Genomic DNA, 15,943 nt, shown 5'->3' with positions numbered 1-15,943 from the left:
GGATGCAGTATATCAATATCGGCTACGGCAATCTCCTCCTAGCCCTGATCCTCGTAGGAATTACCCTGGCCGTTTCCTTGTGGCAGCGCCTGGACCTCCACGGGGATCTATTTATCGGTACCCTCAGGACTTTTATCCAGCTCACGGCCGTCGGTTACCTTTTGCAGGTGATCTTTAACCTTAACCGCTGGTACCTGGTGATACTGGCCTTAGGTATTATGTTACTGGTGGCTGCCGCCAACGCCTACCGCCGGCAACAGGAGCGCTGGCCCGGCCTATTTTTCATTATGCTCCTGGCCATAGCTCTGGGCGGGATTATAACCCTGGCCATTGTCATCGGCATTGTTTTAAAGGTAAAACCATGGTATCAGCCCCAGTATATTATCCCTATCGCCGGAATGATTGTGGGCAACGCTATGATCGGTGCCGCTCTGGCCATCAACCGCCTGACAGGGGAGATCAAGGCCCACCGGGGAGAAATCGAGGCGGCCCTGTCCCTGGGGGCGACTGCTTACCTGGCGGTCCTGCCATACCTGCGTTCAGCCCTGCGGGCGGCCATGTTACCGACCATCAGCACCATGATGACGGTGGGCATCGTCCAGTTACCGGGAATGATGAGCGGCCAGATCATTGCCGGGGCCAGCCCGGCGGCAGCCGTCAGGTATCAGGTGGTCGTCACTTATATGGTGGCCGCCGCCACGGCCCTGACTACCATTATGGCCACCCTGCTGGCCTATCGCTATTACTTTACGCCCAACCACCAGCTAAAACCTCCGGCGCAAAATAACAAAACTTAAAAGCCAGATTAGGTGTTTGCCGTTAGCTTAAAAACCCGTCAACCCTAAACAGTGTAGTGGTAACAAAGACTAGGTTTCGGGCTAGATGGTGAAGCTTATTTCGAAAAAAAATCCTACAGTGGCTTGACACTATCGCCATTTAATTTCTTCTTGACACCTTAACCCCGGCATGATATTAATTTAATAGTAAAATTGCATAACTGCCTCACGGCTTATCGAGAGCAGGTGGAGGGAAGGCCCCGATGAAACCCGGCAACCCCGGTACTTTGCCGGAAGGTGCTAAATGCCGCAGGAAGACCCTGAGAGATAAGTTGATGGCTATTCAACCTCTTCTTATACTTTCGGGAAGGGGTTTTTATTTTTCATATAGCGTTTTAGAGAAACCGGCATAGTTCAGGGAGGGAACAGCAGTGGCAGTGGAAAAGTCCCTGGCTGAAATCAACGCCAGGATAAAAAGCGGCAAGGTTGTAGTCCTGACGGCCGAAGAGGTCATTCCCCTGGTCCGGGAAAAGGGCGTCCGGCAGGCGGCAGCTGAAGTTGACGTCGTAACCACCGGCACCTTTGGTACCATGTGCTCATCGGGCGCCTATTTCAATTTCGGCCATACCAAACCCAGGATGAAAATGAGCAAGGTATGGTTAAATAATGTCCAGGCCTACGCCGGCCTGGCCGCCGTTGATGCCTTTTTGGGAGCCACCGAGGTCCCGGATAATGATCCTTTGAACAGCATCCACCCCGGGGAATTTCGCTACGGCGGCGGCCATGTCATCCATGACCTGGTAGCCCGGAAACCGGTAAGCTTAAGGGCCATTGCCTACGGTACCGATTGCTACCCGCGCCGGGAAATCAATACCGTCATTACCATAGATGACCTGAACCAGGCCGTCCTTTTTAACCCCCGTAACGCTTACCAGAATTATAACGTTGCCGTCAATCTATCCGACCGGACGATATATACTTATATGGGTGTTTTAAAACCTCATATGGGGAATGCCAATTACTCAACCTCCGGGCAGCTAAGCCCGCTCCTCAAAGATCCTTACTTTCGGACCATCGGCATCGGTACCAGGATATTCCTGGGCGGCGGTACTGGCTATGTGGTCTGGCAGGGTACGCAGCATTGCCCCGGCCTGACGCCCCTGCCTGAAGGTGGCCAGCTTGTATCCGGCGGTACCCTGGCGGTGATCGGTGACCTCAAACAGATGCGCCCGGAGTGGCTGGTCGGCGTTTCCTTCCTGGGCTACGGCGCTTCCCTTACGGTAGGCCTGGGTATACCCATCCCCATTCTCAACGAAGAAATCATGTACTGGGCCTCCCGCAGCGATGAAGAAATCTACGCCCCGGTAGTTGATTATGGCCTCGACTATCCGGCAGGTAATCCTCAACCCCTGGGTTATGTAACTTACGCCCAGCTAAAGTCAGGGACCATTAACTTGCAGGGACGGGAAGTACCCACGGCGCCCCTATCGAGCTATCCCCGGGCACGGCAGATCGCTGCTATCTTGAAAGATTGGATTCGCGCAGGCGGTTTCCTCCTCAGTGAGCCGGTAGCCCTGTTACCTTCTATTAATGAAGTTACGCCTTTAAAATCCTTGCAGGAAAAAGAAGCCTGAGCACCTCTGATCCTGAGAAAGGAGGGTGGGGAAATTGTCCCCCAAACGGGTAGTCCTCCGTTTCATGGCCGAGACGGCCGATAAACCCATCATCTACCAGCTAATTCGTAACTATGACCTGGTGGTCAATATCCTCAAAGCCCACATCAATCCCCACAAAGAAGGGATGATGGTCCTGGAAATCCAGGGCGAACCGGAACAGTATGCCCGCGGCCTGGAATACCTGCGCTCACTGGGTGTTACCATCCAGCCTTTGAGCCAGGATGTCCACCGCAATGAAACCATCTGCAGCCATTGCGGTGCCTGCATTAGTGTCTGCCCCTCCGGCGCTCTATACCTGGAACGTCCGGATATGACCGTTAACTTTGATGAAGATAAATGCGTCGTCTGCCTGATGTGCGTCAGGGCCTGCCCTTATAAGGCCATGGAGGTCCGTTTCTAAAGTTGGCCTACGAAGAGAGAAGCTACCGCCGGCTTTTTGCCCAGGAAGACCTGGTCCATTTCCAGGTGGCCTATAAAGAAACCGACCTGGACATCGGCATCCCTAAGAAGCAGTTTAAACCGGAACTGGTCAGGCAGGCGAAAGAGATCATTCGCCATTATCGCCGGCAACTGGAGGCTTATCTCGCCAGGGACCCTGTTTTTGCCCGTACCCTGGCACCCCATGATGTACCGGGGGAAGCCCCGCCTATAGCCAGGGAAATGGCGGCCGCAGCCAGTCTGGCTGGCGTTGGACCCATGGCGGCGGTAGCCGGGGCCATGGCCCAGTATGTTGCCACCGACCTTGTAGGGCCAGGGGGAGAAATCATTGTGGAAAACGGCGGCGATATTTATTTAAACAGCAGCCGTTCCCGGCTCATCGGCATTTTTGCAGGCGCTTCACCCTTCAGCCACCGCCTGGCCTTAAAGGTTGAGCCACGAATGTGCCCTTTAGGCATCTGCACCTCTTCCGGCACCGTTGGCCCTTCTTTGAGTTTTGGGCGGGCCGATGCGGCCGTTATCCTGGCCACTTCCGCAGCCCTGGCCGACGCCGTGGCCACAGCTGCCGGTAATACCGTCCAGGAACCCGCTGATGTGGAAAAGGCCGCCCGCCTGGCCGCAAAAATTCCCGGTGTCCTGGGGGCGGTAATCATTGCCGGTGATAAACTCGCCGCCTGGGGCTGGGTAGATCTGGTTCGTATTGAAGGTCAAACAAAAACCCCATAGGAAAGGAGTGCCCCCATGAATAAGAATAGCACGGTAAGAGCCTTTTATTTATTGACATTGGGGTTCCAGGTAGTTATAATAAAAACAAAGTAAATAACGTAAGCAATGGTGTTTACAAGGCGATGAAGCCGCTATCGTTTATAAAATAGCGGCTTTATTATTTTCCTAATGATGGGAGAAAGCAAAGGCGCTAACCGGGGGGTGAAACCTCCTGGGGTAGCGCCTTTTTTAAACTCTTTAATACCAGGGAGGAGGTAGCCATGGGCAAACAGGTTAGGAAGAGCTGGTAATTTTCGTTTAAAAAAGTTTTGGGGAGGTAAAATCATGCAAATTTCAAGATGTAGAATCTGTCTGGTTCTTCTCGTTGTAAGCGTAATGTTATTTCTCCCTTCTGTGGCCTGGGCCGAGGAGCCGGCGGCTGCCGGCAACGCGACTGCCCTTGATACCGTATGGACTTTAATAGCTGCTTTTCTAGTTTTCATTATGCAGGCTGGCTTTGCCATGGTCGAAACCGGCTTTACCCAGGCCAAAAATGCAGCCAATATTGTCATGAAGAACCTCATCGACTTTTGTTCCGGTTCTATCATCTACTGGCTGGTTGGCTTTGCCATCATGTTTGGCGTTGATGCCGGCGGCTTTATTGGGACCACCGGCTGGGGAACAACAGGCACCTTCGAACACCTGGGACTGGAGATCCCCCTCTACGCTTTCCTGATTTTCCAGACGGTCTTTTGCGCTACAGCAGCTACCATCGTTTCCGGCGCTATGGCTGAAAGGACGAAGTTTGTTGCTTACCTGGTTTACAGCATCTTTATCAGTGCCGTCATCTACCCTGTAGTTGGCCACTGGGCCTGGGGCGGCGGCTGGCTATCCCAGCGCGGCTTCATCGATTTTGCCGGTTCCACTGTAGTCCACTCGGTCGGGGGCTGGACGGCCCTGGTAGGCGCGGCCATGGTGGGTCCCCGGCGCAGCAAGTTTGGCCCTGACGGTAGTGTGAGGGCTATTCCCGGCCACAGCATTACCCTGGGAGCCCTGGGTGTCTTCTTACTCTGGTTCGGCTGGTTCGGTTTTAACCCGGGCAGTACCCTTTCCGGTACCACACCGGACATTGCCCGCATCGCCGTCACGACTAACCTGGCTGCGGCGGCAGGGGCCTTTGGCGGCCTCATCCTGCCCTGGCTGCGTTTTGGGAAACCCGATGTCAGTTTGACTCTGAACGGTACCCTGGGTGGACTGGTGGGCATTACGGCCGGGACGGCTGCCGTCAGTCCCCTGGGAGCTGTGATTATCGGCTTCCTGTCGGCCTGCGTAACGGCCCTGGGAGTGGAATTTATGGATAAGGTTTTAAAGGTTGATGACCCCGTTGGCGCCGTTTCGGTTCATGGTTTTAGCGGTGCCTTTGGAACCATTATGGTCGGTCTTTTCGCCGTCGAGGGAGGCCTTTTCTACGGCGGCGGCGTCTCCCTGTTGATCACCCAGTTAATTGGCGTGGTGGCAGTTTTTGCCTGGACTGTACTTACAGCAGCCATCCTTTTTGCAATCATCAAAGTTACTGTAGGTTTGCGGGTATCTGAGGAAGAGGAAAGCGAAGGGTTGGACATTTACGAGCACGGTATCCAGGCCTACGGTGATTTCGTCCTGCGGGGTACGCAAGTTCACTGAGGCAGGATACCGTAGTTAAAAGGAAAGGCGGGGAAAAAATGAAAAAGATCGAGGCCATTATCCGGCCGGCCAGGCTGGAAGCTGTGAAAGAGGCCCTGGGTAAATACGGCATCAATGGGATGACCGTAACCCATGTTACCGGTTGCGGCCTGCAAAAGGGCAAGACTGAAGTCTACCGCGGCAGCCAGTATACTATTGACTTGTTACCTAAAGTTAAGGTAGAAATTGTTGTCCTGGATAAAGATGTAGATGAGGCGATTAACCTCATCTTGAGGGAAGCCCGTACCGGTTCCATCGGCGATGGTAAAATCTTTATTTATAATATAGAAAATGCCATCCGGATTCGTACCGGTGAAATGGGTGAAGCAGCTATTTAAGGCAGGAGCTTGCCTGCGTGCTGGAGTAACTTTTTATTTTGTTGCCAGCGGTCTCAGGTTATCCCTTCACGAGGGTAGCCGGACCGTCTTTTTTATCCCAGCCCGGATATTTAAGCCCGGCTCAAATGGTAAAATAAAATCAAAACCGCGAAAAAGGGTGGCCTGCCTGGAAGGCTAAGGGCCTTTCCGGCTGCGCCGGATTTCAACGGCGGCGTAATTGAAGGTCCCGGGCAGGGGTGCCCGGGGTTTTTTTACCCGCACCAGCACCTCTTCCACCGGGAAACAGGTGAGGATTTTTTGCGCTACAGATTCCGCCAGGGCTTCCAGGAGCTTGTAGCGTTGCCCGGTTACTATCTCGCGGATCAACTGGTAAACCGTGTCATAGTTAACAGTGGCCTGCAAATCGTCGGCCTGCCCGGCCGGGGCCAGGTCCAGGTAAAGTTCGACATCGACGATGAAGGGCTGGCCGAGCTCTGCCTCGGCAGGTTGGCAGCCGTGGTAAGCATAGAATGCCAGCCCGTCCAGGATTATTTTGTCTTTAGCCATAAAGCCCTCCATGAAGATAGTGGTGATAGCCATGGACGTTTATTTACCACGGATCAGCGCCATGGCCTCGGCCCGGGCGGCCTGGTCACGGCGGAAAAGGCCGCGGACGGCGGAGGTGATGGTTAGATGGCCGGGCTTTTTAACCCCGCGCATGCTCATACATAAATGCTCGGCTTCAATAACTACTACCACGCCGTAGGGATTGAGCTTCTCCATGATAATGTCGGCAATCTGGGACGTTAAGCGCTCCTGGACCTGGGGCCTCCGGGCAGCGATGTCTACTACCCGCGCCAGCTTGGAAAGGCCCGTAATCCTGCCGCGCGGGATATAGGCGACATGGGCTTTGCCCAGAAAGGGGAGAAAATGGTGTTCGCAGACGGAATAAAGGGGGATATCTTTGACCAGCACCATTTCTTCATGGTTCTCATCAAAGACGACAGTGAGTTCTGCCCCCGGGTCGCGATTAATACCGGCGAAGATTTCGGCATACATATCGGCGATGCGGCGCGGTGTTTCCCTTAAGCCTTCCCGCTCCGGGTCTTCACCTACAGCCTCAATGATCATCCTTACCGCCTGGCGGATCTTTTCTTTATCCATAGTTCTTCCTCCCCGGCCAATTACCACTATTTTTTTGTCATTAAAACACATATCTTGAGGCCAGTCAACTCTGGAGAAGGAAAATGGTTTTCAAAAGCGAAATATGTTTCTTAAGTAAAATGCGGGGGGTGACAATATGGCTATTGCGGCTAACTATACCGAGCAGCTACGCTTTTTGGGCATTGGTGAGGCGGAGCTGGCTCTTATGCACGGGCAAAAGGATATTTTTGCCCAGGAGGCTGATACTGTAGTTAAAACCTTTTATGATGAGCTTGTTCGGCATCCTTACCTGGATGCTTTAATTAAAAACCACAGTACAATAGAGCGCCTCTCCCGGACCCAGAAGGAATATTTTATCAGTCTAACTGCGCCGGTTATAGATGAAGAATATATCTCATGGCGCCTGCGCATTGGTAAGAAGCACCAGGAAATTGGCCTTTACCCCCGGTGGTACCTGGGGGCCTACCGTATCTATCTCACTGAAATCCGCCGGATAATCTGGCGATATCACGGCGGGGATCCTGAACTGGCCTTGAGGCTGCTGGAGGCCTTTACTAAAAGGGTTGTCTTTGATATGCAACTGGCCATTGAAAACTATATCGTTGACCAGCTCCAGCACCTGACCCGTTTCCAGGATGAAATTGCAGCGGTGGCCGGTATTATCGACGATATTGCCGAGCAGACGAAGATCCTGTCCCTCAATGCCTCCATTGAAGCGGCCCGGGCCGGGGAACACGGGCGTACCTTTTCGGTGGTAGCCCAGGCAGTGAGGGACCTCGCAGCCAGGACTTCCCAGTCGGCCAGAGATATCACCCGGAAAGTCCAGGAGAACCACCGGCTCCTTGTCACGATGCAGCAAAAGGGGAAGTGAGAATAAGTTGCCCCATGATGATCTACAGGCCTATCTGGCCTGTCTGGAAGAAAAAGGATTGCTCCACCGGGTAAAGGTGGAAGTCGATCCGGTCCTAGAAATTGCCGCGATAAGCGACCGGGTAGTGAAAAAAGGGGGACCGGCCCTCCTTTTTGAAAGGGTGAAGGGTTCCCGGCTACCTGTAGCCACCAACCTTTTCGGCAGCGTGGAGCTGGTAAAAGAGGCCCTGCAGATTGCCGACCTAGAAGAGCCGGCCGCAAGATTGAGGGCTTTACTCGATTTACCCGGCAGGGGAGGCGGCTGGCTGGAGAAGATAAAATACCTGCCGCAGCTGGCCGAACTGGGCCGTTACTTCCCGCGCCGGGTTAAAACCGCCCCCTGCCAGGAGGTGCGGGTCGAACCGCCTTCCCTGGCCGAACTGCCGGTGCTGCAGCTGTGGCCGGAGGATGGCGGCCGCTTTATTACTTTGCCCCTGGTTTTCACCCACGATCCGGTCACCGGCCGCCGCAATGCCGGCATGTACCGCATGCAGGTATTTGACGACCGCACCACCGGCATGCACTGGCAGCTCCATAAGGACGGGGCGGGGCACCTGCGCAAAAGCGGGGACCGCCTGGAAGTGGCCGTAGCCCTGGGGGCCGACCCGGCGGTGATTTATGCCGCGACTGCCCCCCTGCCGCCGGGATTTGATGAAATGCTTTTCGCCGGGTTCTTACGCCGGGAGCCGGTGGAGATGGTCCCGGCCCTGACGGTGAATGTTGAGGTACCGGCCCGGGCGGAAATCATCCTGGAAGGTTATGTGGACGCCCAAGAGAGGCGGCTGGAAGGTCCCTTCGGGGACCATACGGGTTATTATTCCCCGGCCGACTATTACCCCGTTTTCCACCTTACCTGCATGACCATGCGGCGCCGTGCCGTTTACCCGGCCACGGTGGTGGGGCCGCCGCCCATGGAGGATTTTTATATAGGCAAGGTAACGGAACGCCTCTTTTTGCCCCTGATCCAGCTCCAGTTGCCGGAGGTTGTGGACATAAACTTTCCCGCCGAGGGAGTATTCCACAACTGCGTCATCGTTTCTATCCGCAAGAGCTATCCCGGGCAGGCGCGCAAGGTCATGCACGCCTTCTGGGGCATGGGGCAGATGATGTTTACCCGCCTGATCATCGTTGTTGACGACGACGTCAATGTCCATGACCTTAACGAAGTGCGCTGGCGGGTCCTGGGCAACATAGAACCCCGGCGGGATACGGTGATTGTAGACGGGCCGGTGGACATCCTCGATCATGCCTCTGCCTTCACGGGATACGGCAGCAAGATGGGCCTGGACGCTACCCGCAAGCTGCCGGAAGAAGGGCACCCGCGGCCCTGGCCCCGGGAAGCGCGTATGAGCCGGGAGATTTTAGAACTCATCGACAGGAAGTGGCACGAGTATGGCCTGCCGTAAGTTGAAAATCTTCCTGGAAATGATCAAGTTTGAGCATACCATATTTGCCCTTCCCTTTGCTTACCTGGGTGCCTTCCTGGCGGCGGGCGGCCGGCCGTCCCCGGCCCAGCTCGGCTGGATTACCCTGGCCATGGTCGGGGCGCGGACGGCAGCCATGTCGTTGAACCGCCTCATTGACCGCCATATTGATGCCCTGAACCCGCGTACGGCCGGACGGGCCCTGCCCCGGGGTCTCCTGTCTGTTGCTGAAGTATGGCTTTATACCCTGCTTTCCTTCGGGCTTTTGTTTTACGCCGCCCTGCAGCTCAACTGGCTCTGCGTAAAGCTGCTGCCCATTGCCGTTTTTATTCTGGTTATCTATTCCTATACCAAACGCTGGACCTGGGCCTGTCATCTGGTACTGGGCCTGGCCGACGCCCTGGCCCCCGTCGGGGCATGGGTGGCCATGCGGGCGGCCGTAGAAATGCCGGCTGTAGTCCTGGGACTGGGTATGGGGAGCTGGGTGGCTGGGTTTGACATTATTTACGCCTGCCAGGATTATGACTTTGACCGGCAGCACAGGATTCATTCTATACCGGCGCGCTTTGGCAAAGCCCGGGCCCTGATCGTCGCCCGTGGCCTGCACGCCTTCGCCGTCCTGATGCTGGCCGGTGTGGGCTTACTCCTGCACCTGGGCACAATTTATTTCCTGGGGGTAATACTGGCGGCTGCCATCCTGACCTATGAGCACCGTATCGTCTCCCCGGAAGACCTGTCCCGTTTGAACCTGGCCTTTTTAAACCTGAATGGCTATTTAAGCGTGCTGATGTTTGTTTTTACCTTTTTAGCGTTAACCTGGCGCTAAGGAAGCAGGCTAAAAAAGGAGTGGAAAAATGAACGGGAAATCTTTAAGATTTTTTTTGTTTATCTTATTGCTTGTATTCGTGGTCTCCGGCTGCAGTAAGCCGGCGGGAAAGGCAGGGGGCGGGGAAAGCCTGAAGCTGGGCCTGATCCCGGTTGAAGATAACTTTCCCTTTTTTGTCGCCGAAGCGGAAGGCCTTTTTAGCAGGGCCGGGCTGGAGGTCGAGTTAGTTCCCTTCAACAGCGCCCGGGACCGCGACCTGGCCCTGCAGGCTAAAAGCATTGACGGGGAAGTGGCCGACATCGTGGCCACGGCCCTCCTGCGGAAGGGCGGGACGCCGGTCAAGATCGTCTCCCTGACCATGGGTTCGACACCGGCCGAAGGACGCTTTGCCCTGGTCGCCCGGCCGGGTACTAATATCGGCCGCCCGGAACAGCTGGAGGGCGTAACAGTCGGTATATCAGAAAATACCATTATTGAATACGTGGCCGACAGGCTCTTAGAGGGCGCAGGGGTAGATCCCGGCAGCGTGCAGAAGGTGGCCGTGCCCCAGATCCCGGAACGCCTGCAGCTCCTGCTGGGAGGCAGGCTGGAAGCAGCCCTTCTGCCCGATCCCTTTGCTACCCTGGCCGAGAAGAAAGGCGGCCGGGTCATCCTGGACGATACGAAAATTGACCGCAACCTGTCCCAGGTGGTCCTGATCTTCCGGGAAGAAACCCTCAAGGAGAAAGGGCCCGCCATCAAGAAATTGTTGGAGGTCTACGCCGAAGCGGCCGGCCTGGTAAGCAGCAATGCCGATAAGTACCGGGAACTCTTTGTCGCCAGGGCCCGGATTCCCGAGGAACTCAAGGACACGTACCTATCACCAAAATTTTCACCACCCCGGCTGCCGGCAGAAACCGAAGTGACCGACGTCCAGCAATGGATGGTGGCGAAAAAGTTGCTTCCCGCGGCGTACGGCTATGATGAACTGGTGGATCCAACCTTTGTCCCTGCCGGCGGGGAGAATAAGTGATCCGGGTTATTAACCTCGATTACACCTACTACACTGCCGGGGGAGCCGTGCCGGCATTGATTAACCTTAATTTTACCGTGCCGGCGGGGCAGACGTGTGTTCTTATAGGCCCCTCGGGCTGCGGTAAAACGACCCTGCTTTACCTGCTGGGCGGCCTTCTGCAGCCTGCCCGGGGAGAAATATGGATCGGCGGTGAAAAAATAAAAGGGCCGCGGCAGCGGACGGCGATGATTCTCCAGGATTACGGGCTCCTGCCCTGGAAAACTGTATGGGAAAACGCCGCCCTGGGCCTGGCCTTGCGTAAATTAACCTCCCGCCAGCAGCGGGAGCGCCTGCAGCCTTTGCTGGCCGGCCTGGGGTTGTCCGGCCTGGAAAAACGCTACCCGTCCCAGCTGAGCGGGGGGCAGAAACAAAGGGTAGCCATTGCCAGGGCCCTCTCCCTGGAACCGGATGTCCTGTTGATGGACGAGCCTTTTTCCGCCCTGGATGCCCTGACCCGGGAGGGCCTGCAGCAGACCCTGGTAGAAATACAAAACCAGCGCCGGTTGACTACGGTGCTGGTTACTCATAATATTGAGGAAGCCGTTTTCCTGGGACGGCAAATTATCGTGTTGACGGGCCCCCCGGGCCAGGTAAAGGCGGTCCTGGCCAACGAAGGAGCCGGCAGGGAGGATTACCGCTTTGCACCGGAATTCCATCAGCTTTGCACCCGTGTACGCCAGATCCTGCAAAGATAGGGCTCCGGGGCTGTATGCCTGATAACGGCGCGGGCAGTGCGGGAGGTGGATAAATAAGTGCCGGATTGCCGCCGTGCTTTGTCTTACCTGGCATCCCTTTTCTTTTTGTTTGCTTTCTGGTGGTTCCTGGCCACCATCATCAACAACCCGGGCCTGCCGGGCCCCCTGCCGTCCCTCCAGAGCCTGGTTGAGGTGTGGTGGCCGGACCTGGCACGGCACCTTTGCATCAGCACCTACCGGGTGCTGGGGAGCCTGGCCCTGGCCCTTATAACCGGCGTGCCTTTAGGTCTCCTGGCGGGGCGCCATCCGGTTTTAGATTCCTTCCTGGCGCCCCTGGTCTATTTACTCTACCCGGTTCCCAAGGTGGCCCTGTTACCAGTAGCCATGGTTCTTTTAGGTATTGGTGACGCCACCAGGATGCTGGTCATTTACCTGGTTATCGTCAACCAGATCTTGATTACGACCAGGGACGCGGCGCGGCAAATTCCCCCCCAGTTGCTGCTGTCCGTCGCTTCCCTGGGTGCCGGGAAAATCAGCCTTTACCGCCAGGTAATAATACCTGCCTGCCTGCCGGAGATCATTACAGCCGGCCGTATATCCCTGGGTAGCGCCATTTCCGTCCTTTTTATAAGCGAAACTATTGCCGGGAACAGCGGGGTGGGCTATTTTATCCTGGACGGCCTTTTCCGGGCCGACTTCGGTGCCATGTTTGCCGGGATAATGGCCATGGCCGGCATGGGGCTGGTGCTGTACATGATGCTTAATTTAGTGGAGTATCTCCTCTGCCCTTGGCAGCGGCAGTAGTTTATTTTTGCGGCTGCCGTCCCGCAAGGGCTTTATTGGCCAGGTAGCGCGCTTTTTGCACGACCTGCCAGGCAGGGTCGTCCAGGTCCCTGTCTCCGGCGGCTATAATCTTCGTCACCTGTTCGATTATCCCGGGTTCAAGGCCGGCCCTGGCCATGCTCTCCCGGGTAGTGGAACTGCCGGTCCCGTTTTCCCCGGCTTTCTCCACGTCGTAGAACAGGCAGGCGGCGATGGCCACCAGGGGCTGCACGCCTTCATCCCTGGCTATTTTTTCGGCAAAGGAGGCGGCCTTTAAGGCCAGGCTGAGCAATTCCCGGTGATGGGAGAGGTTTTTCCGGGCTTCCACTTCCAGCTTATCTCGTATTACCCGGGGCTGGTGCTGGTAAACCGCCGCCATTTCTCCCAGGCACTTGCTTGCGTAGGAGCACCAGGCGGCACAGCCGGGGTCAAAGCGGGGATTGGTTACAACCCTGCGGCAGTGGGGACAGCGCAGGGTGACGTCGTCTTTCCAGAATTCAATCATCCCGCCGCAGTGGGGGCAAGGTTCCTCGAAAATATCCCCGGGTTTCCAGTAGCGCCGGTCCTGGCCGGGGCAGCGTCCCACACTCATTCTTAAGTCCCCCTTTGTAAAATTAACGTTACCTCTATTCTAACACCCGTCCTTCCAGGCAGCTATGACGGAGATCACATGGAAAGGGGATTTCACAGGATTAATGCCTCTGGCAGACAGAGCAAAAAACGTTGCTTTCGCGGTCATTACCATCGTGCTCCTTATTTTTATCGCAGCAGCTCCCGCCCCGGCGGCAAGTACTACCGCGACCCTCGAACTCACGGCGGCGGCAGCGGTACTTATGGATAGAGCTACAGGGGAGATCCTCTTCGCGAAAAATCCCGACGAGCGTAAGGCCCCGGCCAGCACCACGAAAATCCTTACCGCATTGATTGCGCTGGAAAAAGGACATCTTAATGACTTGATCACCGTAGGAGCAAACCCGCCCCGGGTGGAAGGGACCCGGGTTTACCTGGTGGAAGGGGAGGAAGTCACCCTGGAAAACCTCCTGTACGCCATGCTTCTTAACTCCGGCAACGATGCCGCCCTGGCCATAGCCGAACATTACGGTGGTTCCCAGGAAGGCTTCGCCCGGCTGATGAATGAAAAGGCAGCCGCCCTGGGCGCCCGGGATTCCCATTTTGTAACCCCGAACGGCCTCTCGGAACCGGGCCATTATACCACCGCCAGGGACCTGGCAACAATCGCCCGGGCCGCCATGGAGAATGAAACCTTTCGCCGGATCGTAGCTACGAAAACCAGGCCCTGGCACGGCCGGGAATGGGAAACGACCCTGATCAACCAGAACAAGCTCCTCTGGAACTACGAAGGTGCCGACGGGGTAAAAAACGGTTATACTTCCGACGCCCGTTTTACCCTGGTAGGCGCGGCCAGCCGCCAGGGACAGGGCTTCATTGCCGTTGTCCTGGACGAGCCCAGTTCCCGGGAGGCCGAAAAGGACGTAGCCGCCCTCCTGGATTACGGTTTTAAAGAGTTCCGCTCTTTCCAGCTGGCCCGGGAGGGAGAGGTAATGGGGGTAATTGACCCGGGAAACGGCAAGAAGGTAGAACTGGTCGCTGCCGGTGACCTGGCCGTAGTCCGTAAAAATGATAATGGCGCCGGCCTTCCTGCCGGCCGGCTGGAAATACATTCCCTGCGGGGGCCCCTGGCGGCGGGCACGCGGGTAGGGGAAATGGTATTCCTGCAGGATGGAGAAATAATTGGCCGCGTTGATATCATCAACCGCCAGGCCATCCCGGCCCGGCCCTTGAGCCCCGGCGACTGGTGGCTGCGGTTGAGCCTGGCAATGGCTGTCCTATTCGTGTTATACCGCCGGGTTTTGGTGAGGCGACAGCGACGCCGTGTCATCAGGAGCAGGGTTTTCAGCGATTATTCCTGAGTTTATAAAGACTTGCCCGGTCCGCAGCCGGCCCCCTCTGGTCACACGGCTATCCGGCCATATCAGGAGAGGAAGCTGCTTCCGGCCCGGGTAGCCAGGGGGATACCCAGGGCCCTGGCCGTTACCGGGTCCAGGGCAGCCAGGTCGGTCTTGTTGACCTGCCGGACGGATTTCTTGCCCAGGGCGCGGACTCCTTCCATGATCTCGGCGTTGCAGGCCCGCAAGAAATTGGCAAGGTTGTGGGCGGCCTTATCAACGTCCAGCCGGTCCTGATAGCGGCCGCAGGCAAAAACTACTTCTACCGGGGGCTCCCAGGGCATGGCTTTCAAGACTTGAGTATGGGTGAGGGCGAAAAGGGCGATAGTACCGATATATACGGCGTCGGCCCCCAGGGCCAGGACCTTTAAAAAGTCGCCCGGGGTAACCAGCCCGCCGCCGGCGATGAGGCTTACCCTGTCTTTTACCCCCTGTTTTTTTAGAAAAGTGGCCGCGCGGTTGACGGCGTAGACCGTGGGCACGCCAAAGTCGTCCTGGATAATGGGCGGGGAGCCCTTGGAGGCCGCCCCGGCGCCATCGATGGCAATAAAGTCTACGCCTGCTTCCACGAGGACGGCCAGGTCCTTCTCCAGGTCATTGCCGGCACCAATTTTAGCGCCGATGGGGACACCCCCGGTCAGGCGGCGCAACCTGGTGACCAGGCGTGGCAGGTCTTTTTGCGGGTTTTTGATACCGGGCATACGGGCATGGGTAACAGCCGCCTGGCCTGGCTTGAGCCCCAGGAGGCGGCGGCCCTTGGGAGGTATCTCTGCATAATTGCTGCTATGGCCCAGGCCGCCGATGGCTGCCTGGCCGAACTGGATCTCTATCATGTCGGCCTGTTTTAGTATGTCCGGGTGGTGATTCCAGCCGCTGCGGGTGTACTGGAGGATGAGGTGCCTGGCAGCCTGTCTCTCGGAAGCCAGGAAGGGCCCCTCGCCGGTATTGGTGGCGGTACCGGCCAGGCTGGTCCCCCTGGCCAGGGCTATCTTGGTTTTTTCGCTTAAGGCCAGCCCGTAGGCCATGCCGGAAATGACGATGGGCATGCTTATTTCCAAGGGCCTGGCGGCCTGCGGCCCCAGGGTTACCTTCGTATCAACGGGAACACTTTCCTCAACAGGAAGCCTGGCCAGCTGCGCCAGGTTAAAAATAAGGCCGTCCGTACCTGGGGAACGCCAGGGGCTGCCGAAAGGGCGGTGGATGAGCTTCCCGTGGTGGGCACGTAAATTGGTTTCCACAATTTTCTGGAGGCCGGTCCGGGTGGCTGCCGACGCAAACTCCCATAAATTCTCTTCATAGGGATCGGTCATTACGGTTTTAAGAAAAGAATCGTGCAGGCGGTTCAACAGGGGGCGGCGTAATAGCCACAGTCCCAGCAAGGTCAGGCCTGCAGAGCCCAGCACCGGTTTCCAGATTAAGGTGTTGCCGGCTTTTTTATTTCCCATCTG

Annotated in this window: 17 protein-coding genes and 1 riboswitch; of the genes, 13 read left to right on the top strand and 4 right to left on the bottom strand. The window is 56.6% G+C overall.

Translation table 11 applies throughout. The annotated features are described in order from the left end of the window. Positions 1–2 precede the first annotated feature (2 nt). The 6 genes from NWF31_RS09720 (at position 3) to NWF31_RS09695 (ending at position 5,655) form a co-directional block, all read left to right on the top strand. Positions 3–797, top strand: coding sequence for an ABC transporter permease (locus NWF31_RS09720; protein WP_258360299.1), 795 nt, complete (start codon positions 3–5; stop codon positions 795–797). Between the two features lie 209 nt (positions 798–1,006). Continuing rightward, positions 1,007–1,110, top strand: a riboswitch (SAM riboswitch). A gap of 97 nt (positions 1,111–1,207) precedes the next feature. Beyond that, a complete protein-coding gene (locus NWF31_RS09715) occupies positions 1,208–2,410 on the top strand; it encodes a homocysteine biosynthesis protein (RefSeq protein WP_258360298.1) in 1,203 nt (400 codons plus the stop codon). A gap of 34 nt (positions 2,411–2,444) precedes the next feature. Continuing rightward, entirely contained in the window at positions 2,445–2,852 is a 408-nt protein-coding gene (locus NWF31_RS09710) for an NIL domain-containing protein (RefSeq protein WP_258360297.1), read from the top strand. 2 nt (positions 2,853–2,854) lie between these two features. Then, entirely contained in the window at positions 2,855–3,616 is a 762-nt protein-coding gene (locus NWF31_RS09705; RefSeq protein WP_258360296.1) for a UPF0280 family protein, read from the top strand. A gap of 375 nt (positions 3,617–3,991) precedes the next feature. Beyond that, on the top strand, positions 3,992–5,278 hold the full coding sequence (locus NWF31_RS09700) for an ammonium transporter (protein WP_258360332.1): 1,287 nt from the start codon (positions 3,992–3,994) through the stop codon (positions 5,276–5,278). Positions 5,279–5,316: 38 nt separating this feature from the next. Next, positions 5,317–5,655: a P-II family nitrogen regulator gene (locus NWF31_RS09695; protein ID WP_054936376.1), complete on the top strand. Its 339-nt coding sequence runs from the start codon at positions 5,317–5,319 to the stop codon at positions 5,653–5,655. A gap of 174 nt (positions 5,656–5,829) precedes the next feature. Here NWF31_RS09695 and folB read toward each other — a convergent pair whose 3' ends face one another. Next, on the bottom strand, positions 5,830–6,201 hold the full coding sequence (gene folB / locus NWF31_RS09690; protein WP_258360295.1) for a dihydroneopterin aldolase: 372 nt from the start codon (positions 6,199–6,201) through the stop codon (positions 5,830–5,832). A gap of 39 nt (positions 6,202–6,240) precedes the next feature. Then, complete coding sequence (gene folE, locus NWF31_RS09685) at positions 6,241–6,798, bottom strand: GTP cyclohydrolase I FolE (protein WP_258360294.1); 558 nt, start codon at positions 6,796–6,798, stop codon at positions 6,241–6,243. Positions 6,799–6,934: 136 nt separating this feature from the next. On the opposite strand from folE, the gene NWF31_RS14625 reads away from it, so the two are divergent. Genes NWF31_RS14625 through NWF31_RS09650 form a run of 6 tightly spaced genes read left to right on the top strand, consistent with a single transcriptional unit; the run spans position 6,935 to position 12,510 of the window. Further along, positions 6,935–7,669, top strand: a complete 735-nt coding sequence (locus NWF31_RS14625) for a globin-coupled sensor protein (protein WP_277998942.1) — start codon at positions 6,935–6,937, stop codon at positions 7,667–7,669. 7 nt (positions 7,670–7,676) lie between these two features. Continuing rightward, positions 7,677–9,113, top strand: coding sequence for a menaquinone biosynthesis decarboxylase (locus NWF31_RS09670; protein WP_258360293.1), 1,437 nt, complete (start codon positions 7,677–7,679; stop codon positions 9,111–9,113). Next, on the top strand, positions 9,100–9,957 hold the full coding sequence (locus NWF31_RS09665; RefSeq protein ID WP_258360292.1) for a UbiA-like polyprenyltransferase: 858 nt from the start codon (positions 9,100–9,102) through the stop codon (positions 9,955–9,957). Before NWF31_RS09670 ends, NWF31_RS09665 begins: the two co-directional genes overlap by 14 nt. A gap of 28 nt (positions 9,958–9,985) precedes the next feature. Then, complete coding sequence (locus tag NWF31_RS09660) at positions 9,986–10,969, top strand: ABC transporter substrate-binding protein (RefSeq protein ID WP_258360291.1); 984 nt, start codon at positions 9,986–9,988, stop codon at positions 10,967–10,969. Continuing rightward, on the top strand, positions 10,966–11,706 hold the full coding sequence (locus NWF31_RS09655) for an ABC transporter ATP-binding protein (protein ID WP_258360290.1): 741 nt from the start codon (positions 10,966–10,968) through the stop codon (positions 11,704–11,706). The genes NWF31_RS09660 and NWF31_RS09655 overlap by 4 nt, the downstream gene beginning before the upstream one ends. A 57-nt stretch (positions 11,707–11,763) precedes the next feature. After that, entirely contained in the window at positions 11,764–12,510 is a 747-nt protein-coding gene (locus tag NWF31_RS09650) for an ABC transporter permease (RefSeq protein ID WP_258360289.1), read from the top strand. A 1-nt stretch (position 12,511) separates the two neighbouring features. Here NWF31_RS09650 and NWF31_RS09645 read toward each other — a convergent pair whose 3' ends face one another. Beyond that, positions 12,512–13,120, bottom strand: coding sequence for a phage terminase large subunit family protein (locus tag NWF31_RS09645; RefSeq protein WP_258360288.1), 609 nt, complete (start codon positions 13,118–13,120; stop codon positions 12,512–12,514). Positions 13,121–13,223: 103 nt separating this feature from the next. On the opposite strand from NWF31_RS09645, the gene NWF31_RS09640 reads away from it, so the two are divergent. Beyond that, positions 13,224–14,459 carry a D-alanyl-D-alanine carboxypeptidase family protein gene (locus NWF31_RS09640; protein ID WP_258360287.1) on the top strand — a complete coding sequence of 412 codons (1,236 nt, stop codon included), beginning with the start codon at positions 13,224–13,226 and terminating at the stop codon, positions 14,457–14,459. A 62-nt stretch (positions 14,460–14,521) separates the two neighbouring features. Here the strand turns inward: NWF31_RS09640 and NWF31_RS09635 are convergent, their stop codons facing one another. Continuing rightward, positions 14,522–15,940, bottom strand: a complete 1,419-nt coding sequence (locus NWF31_RS09635; protein WP_258360286.1) for an FMN-binding glutamate synthase family protein — start codon at positions 15,938–15,940, stop codon at positions 14,522–14,524. Positions 15,941–15,943 lie beyond the last annotated feature (3 nt).

Origin of the sequence: Neomoorella sulfitireducens (assembly GCF_024733845.1) — a bacterium.
GTDB lineage: Bacteria > Bacillota > DSM-521 > Neomoorellales > Neomoorellaceae > Neomoorella > Neomoorella sulfitireducens.
The sequence above is the reverse complement of the archived record's forward strand: the minus strand, read 5'-3'. Positions and strand labels throughout refer to the sequence as shown.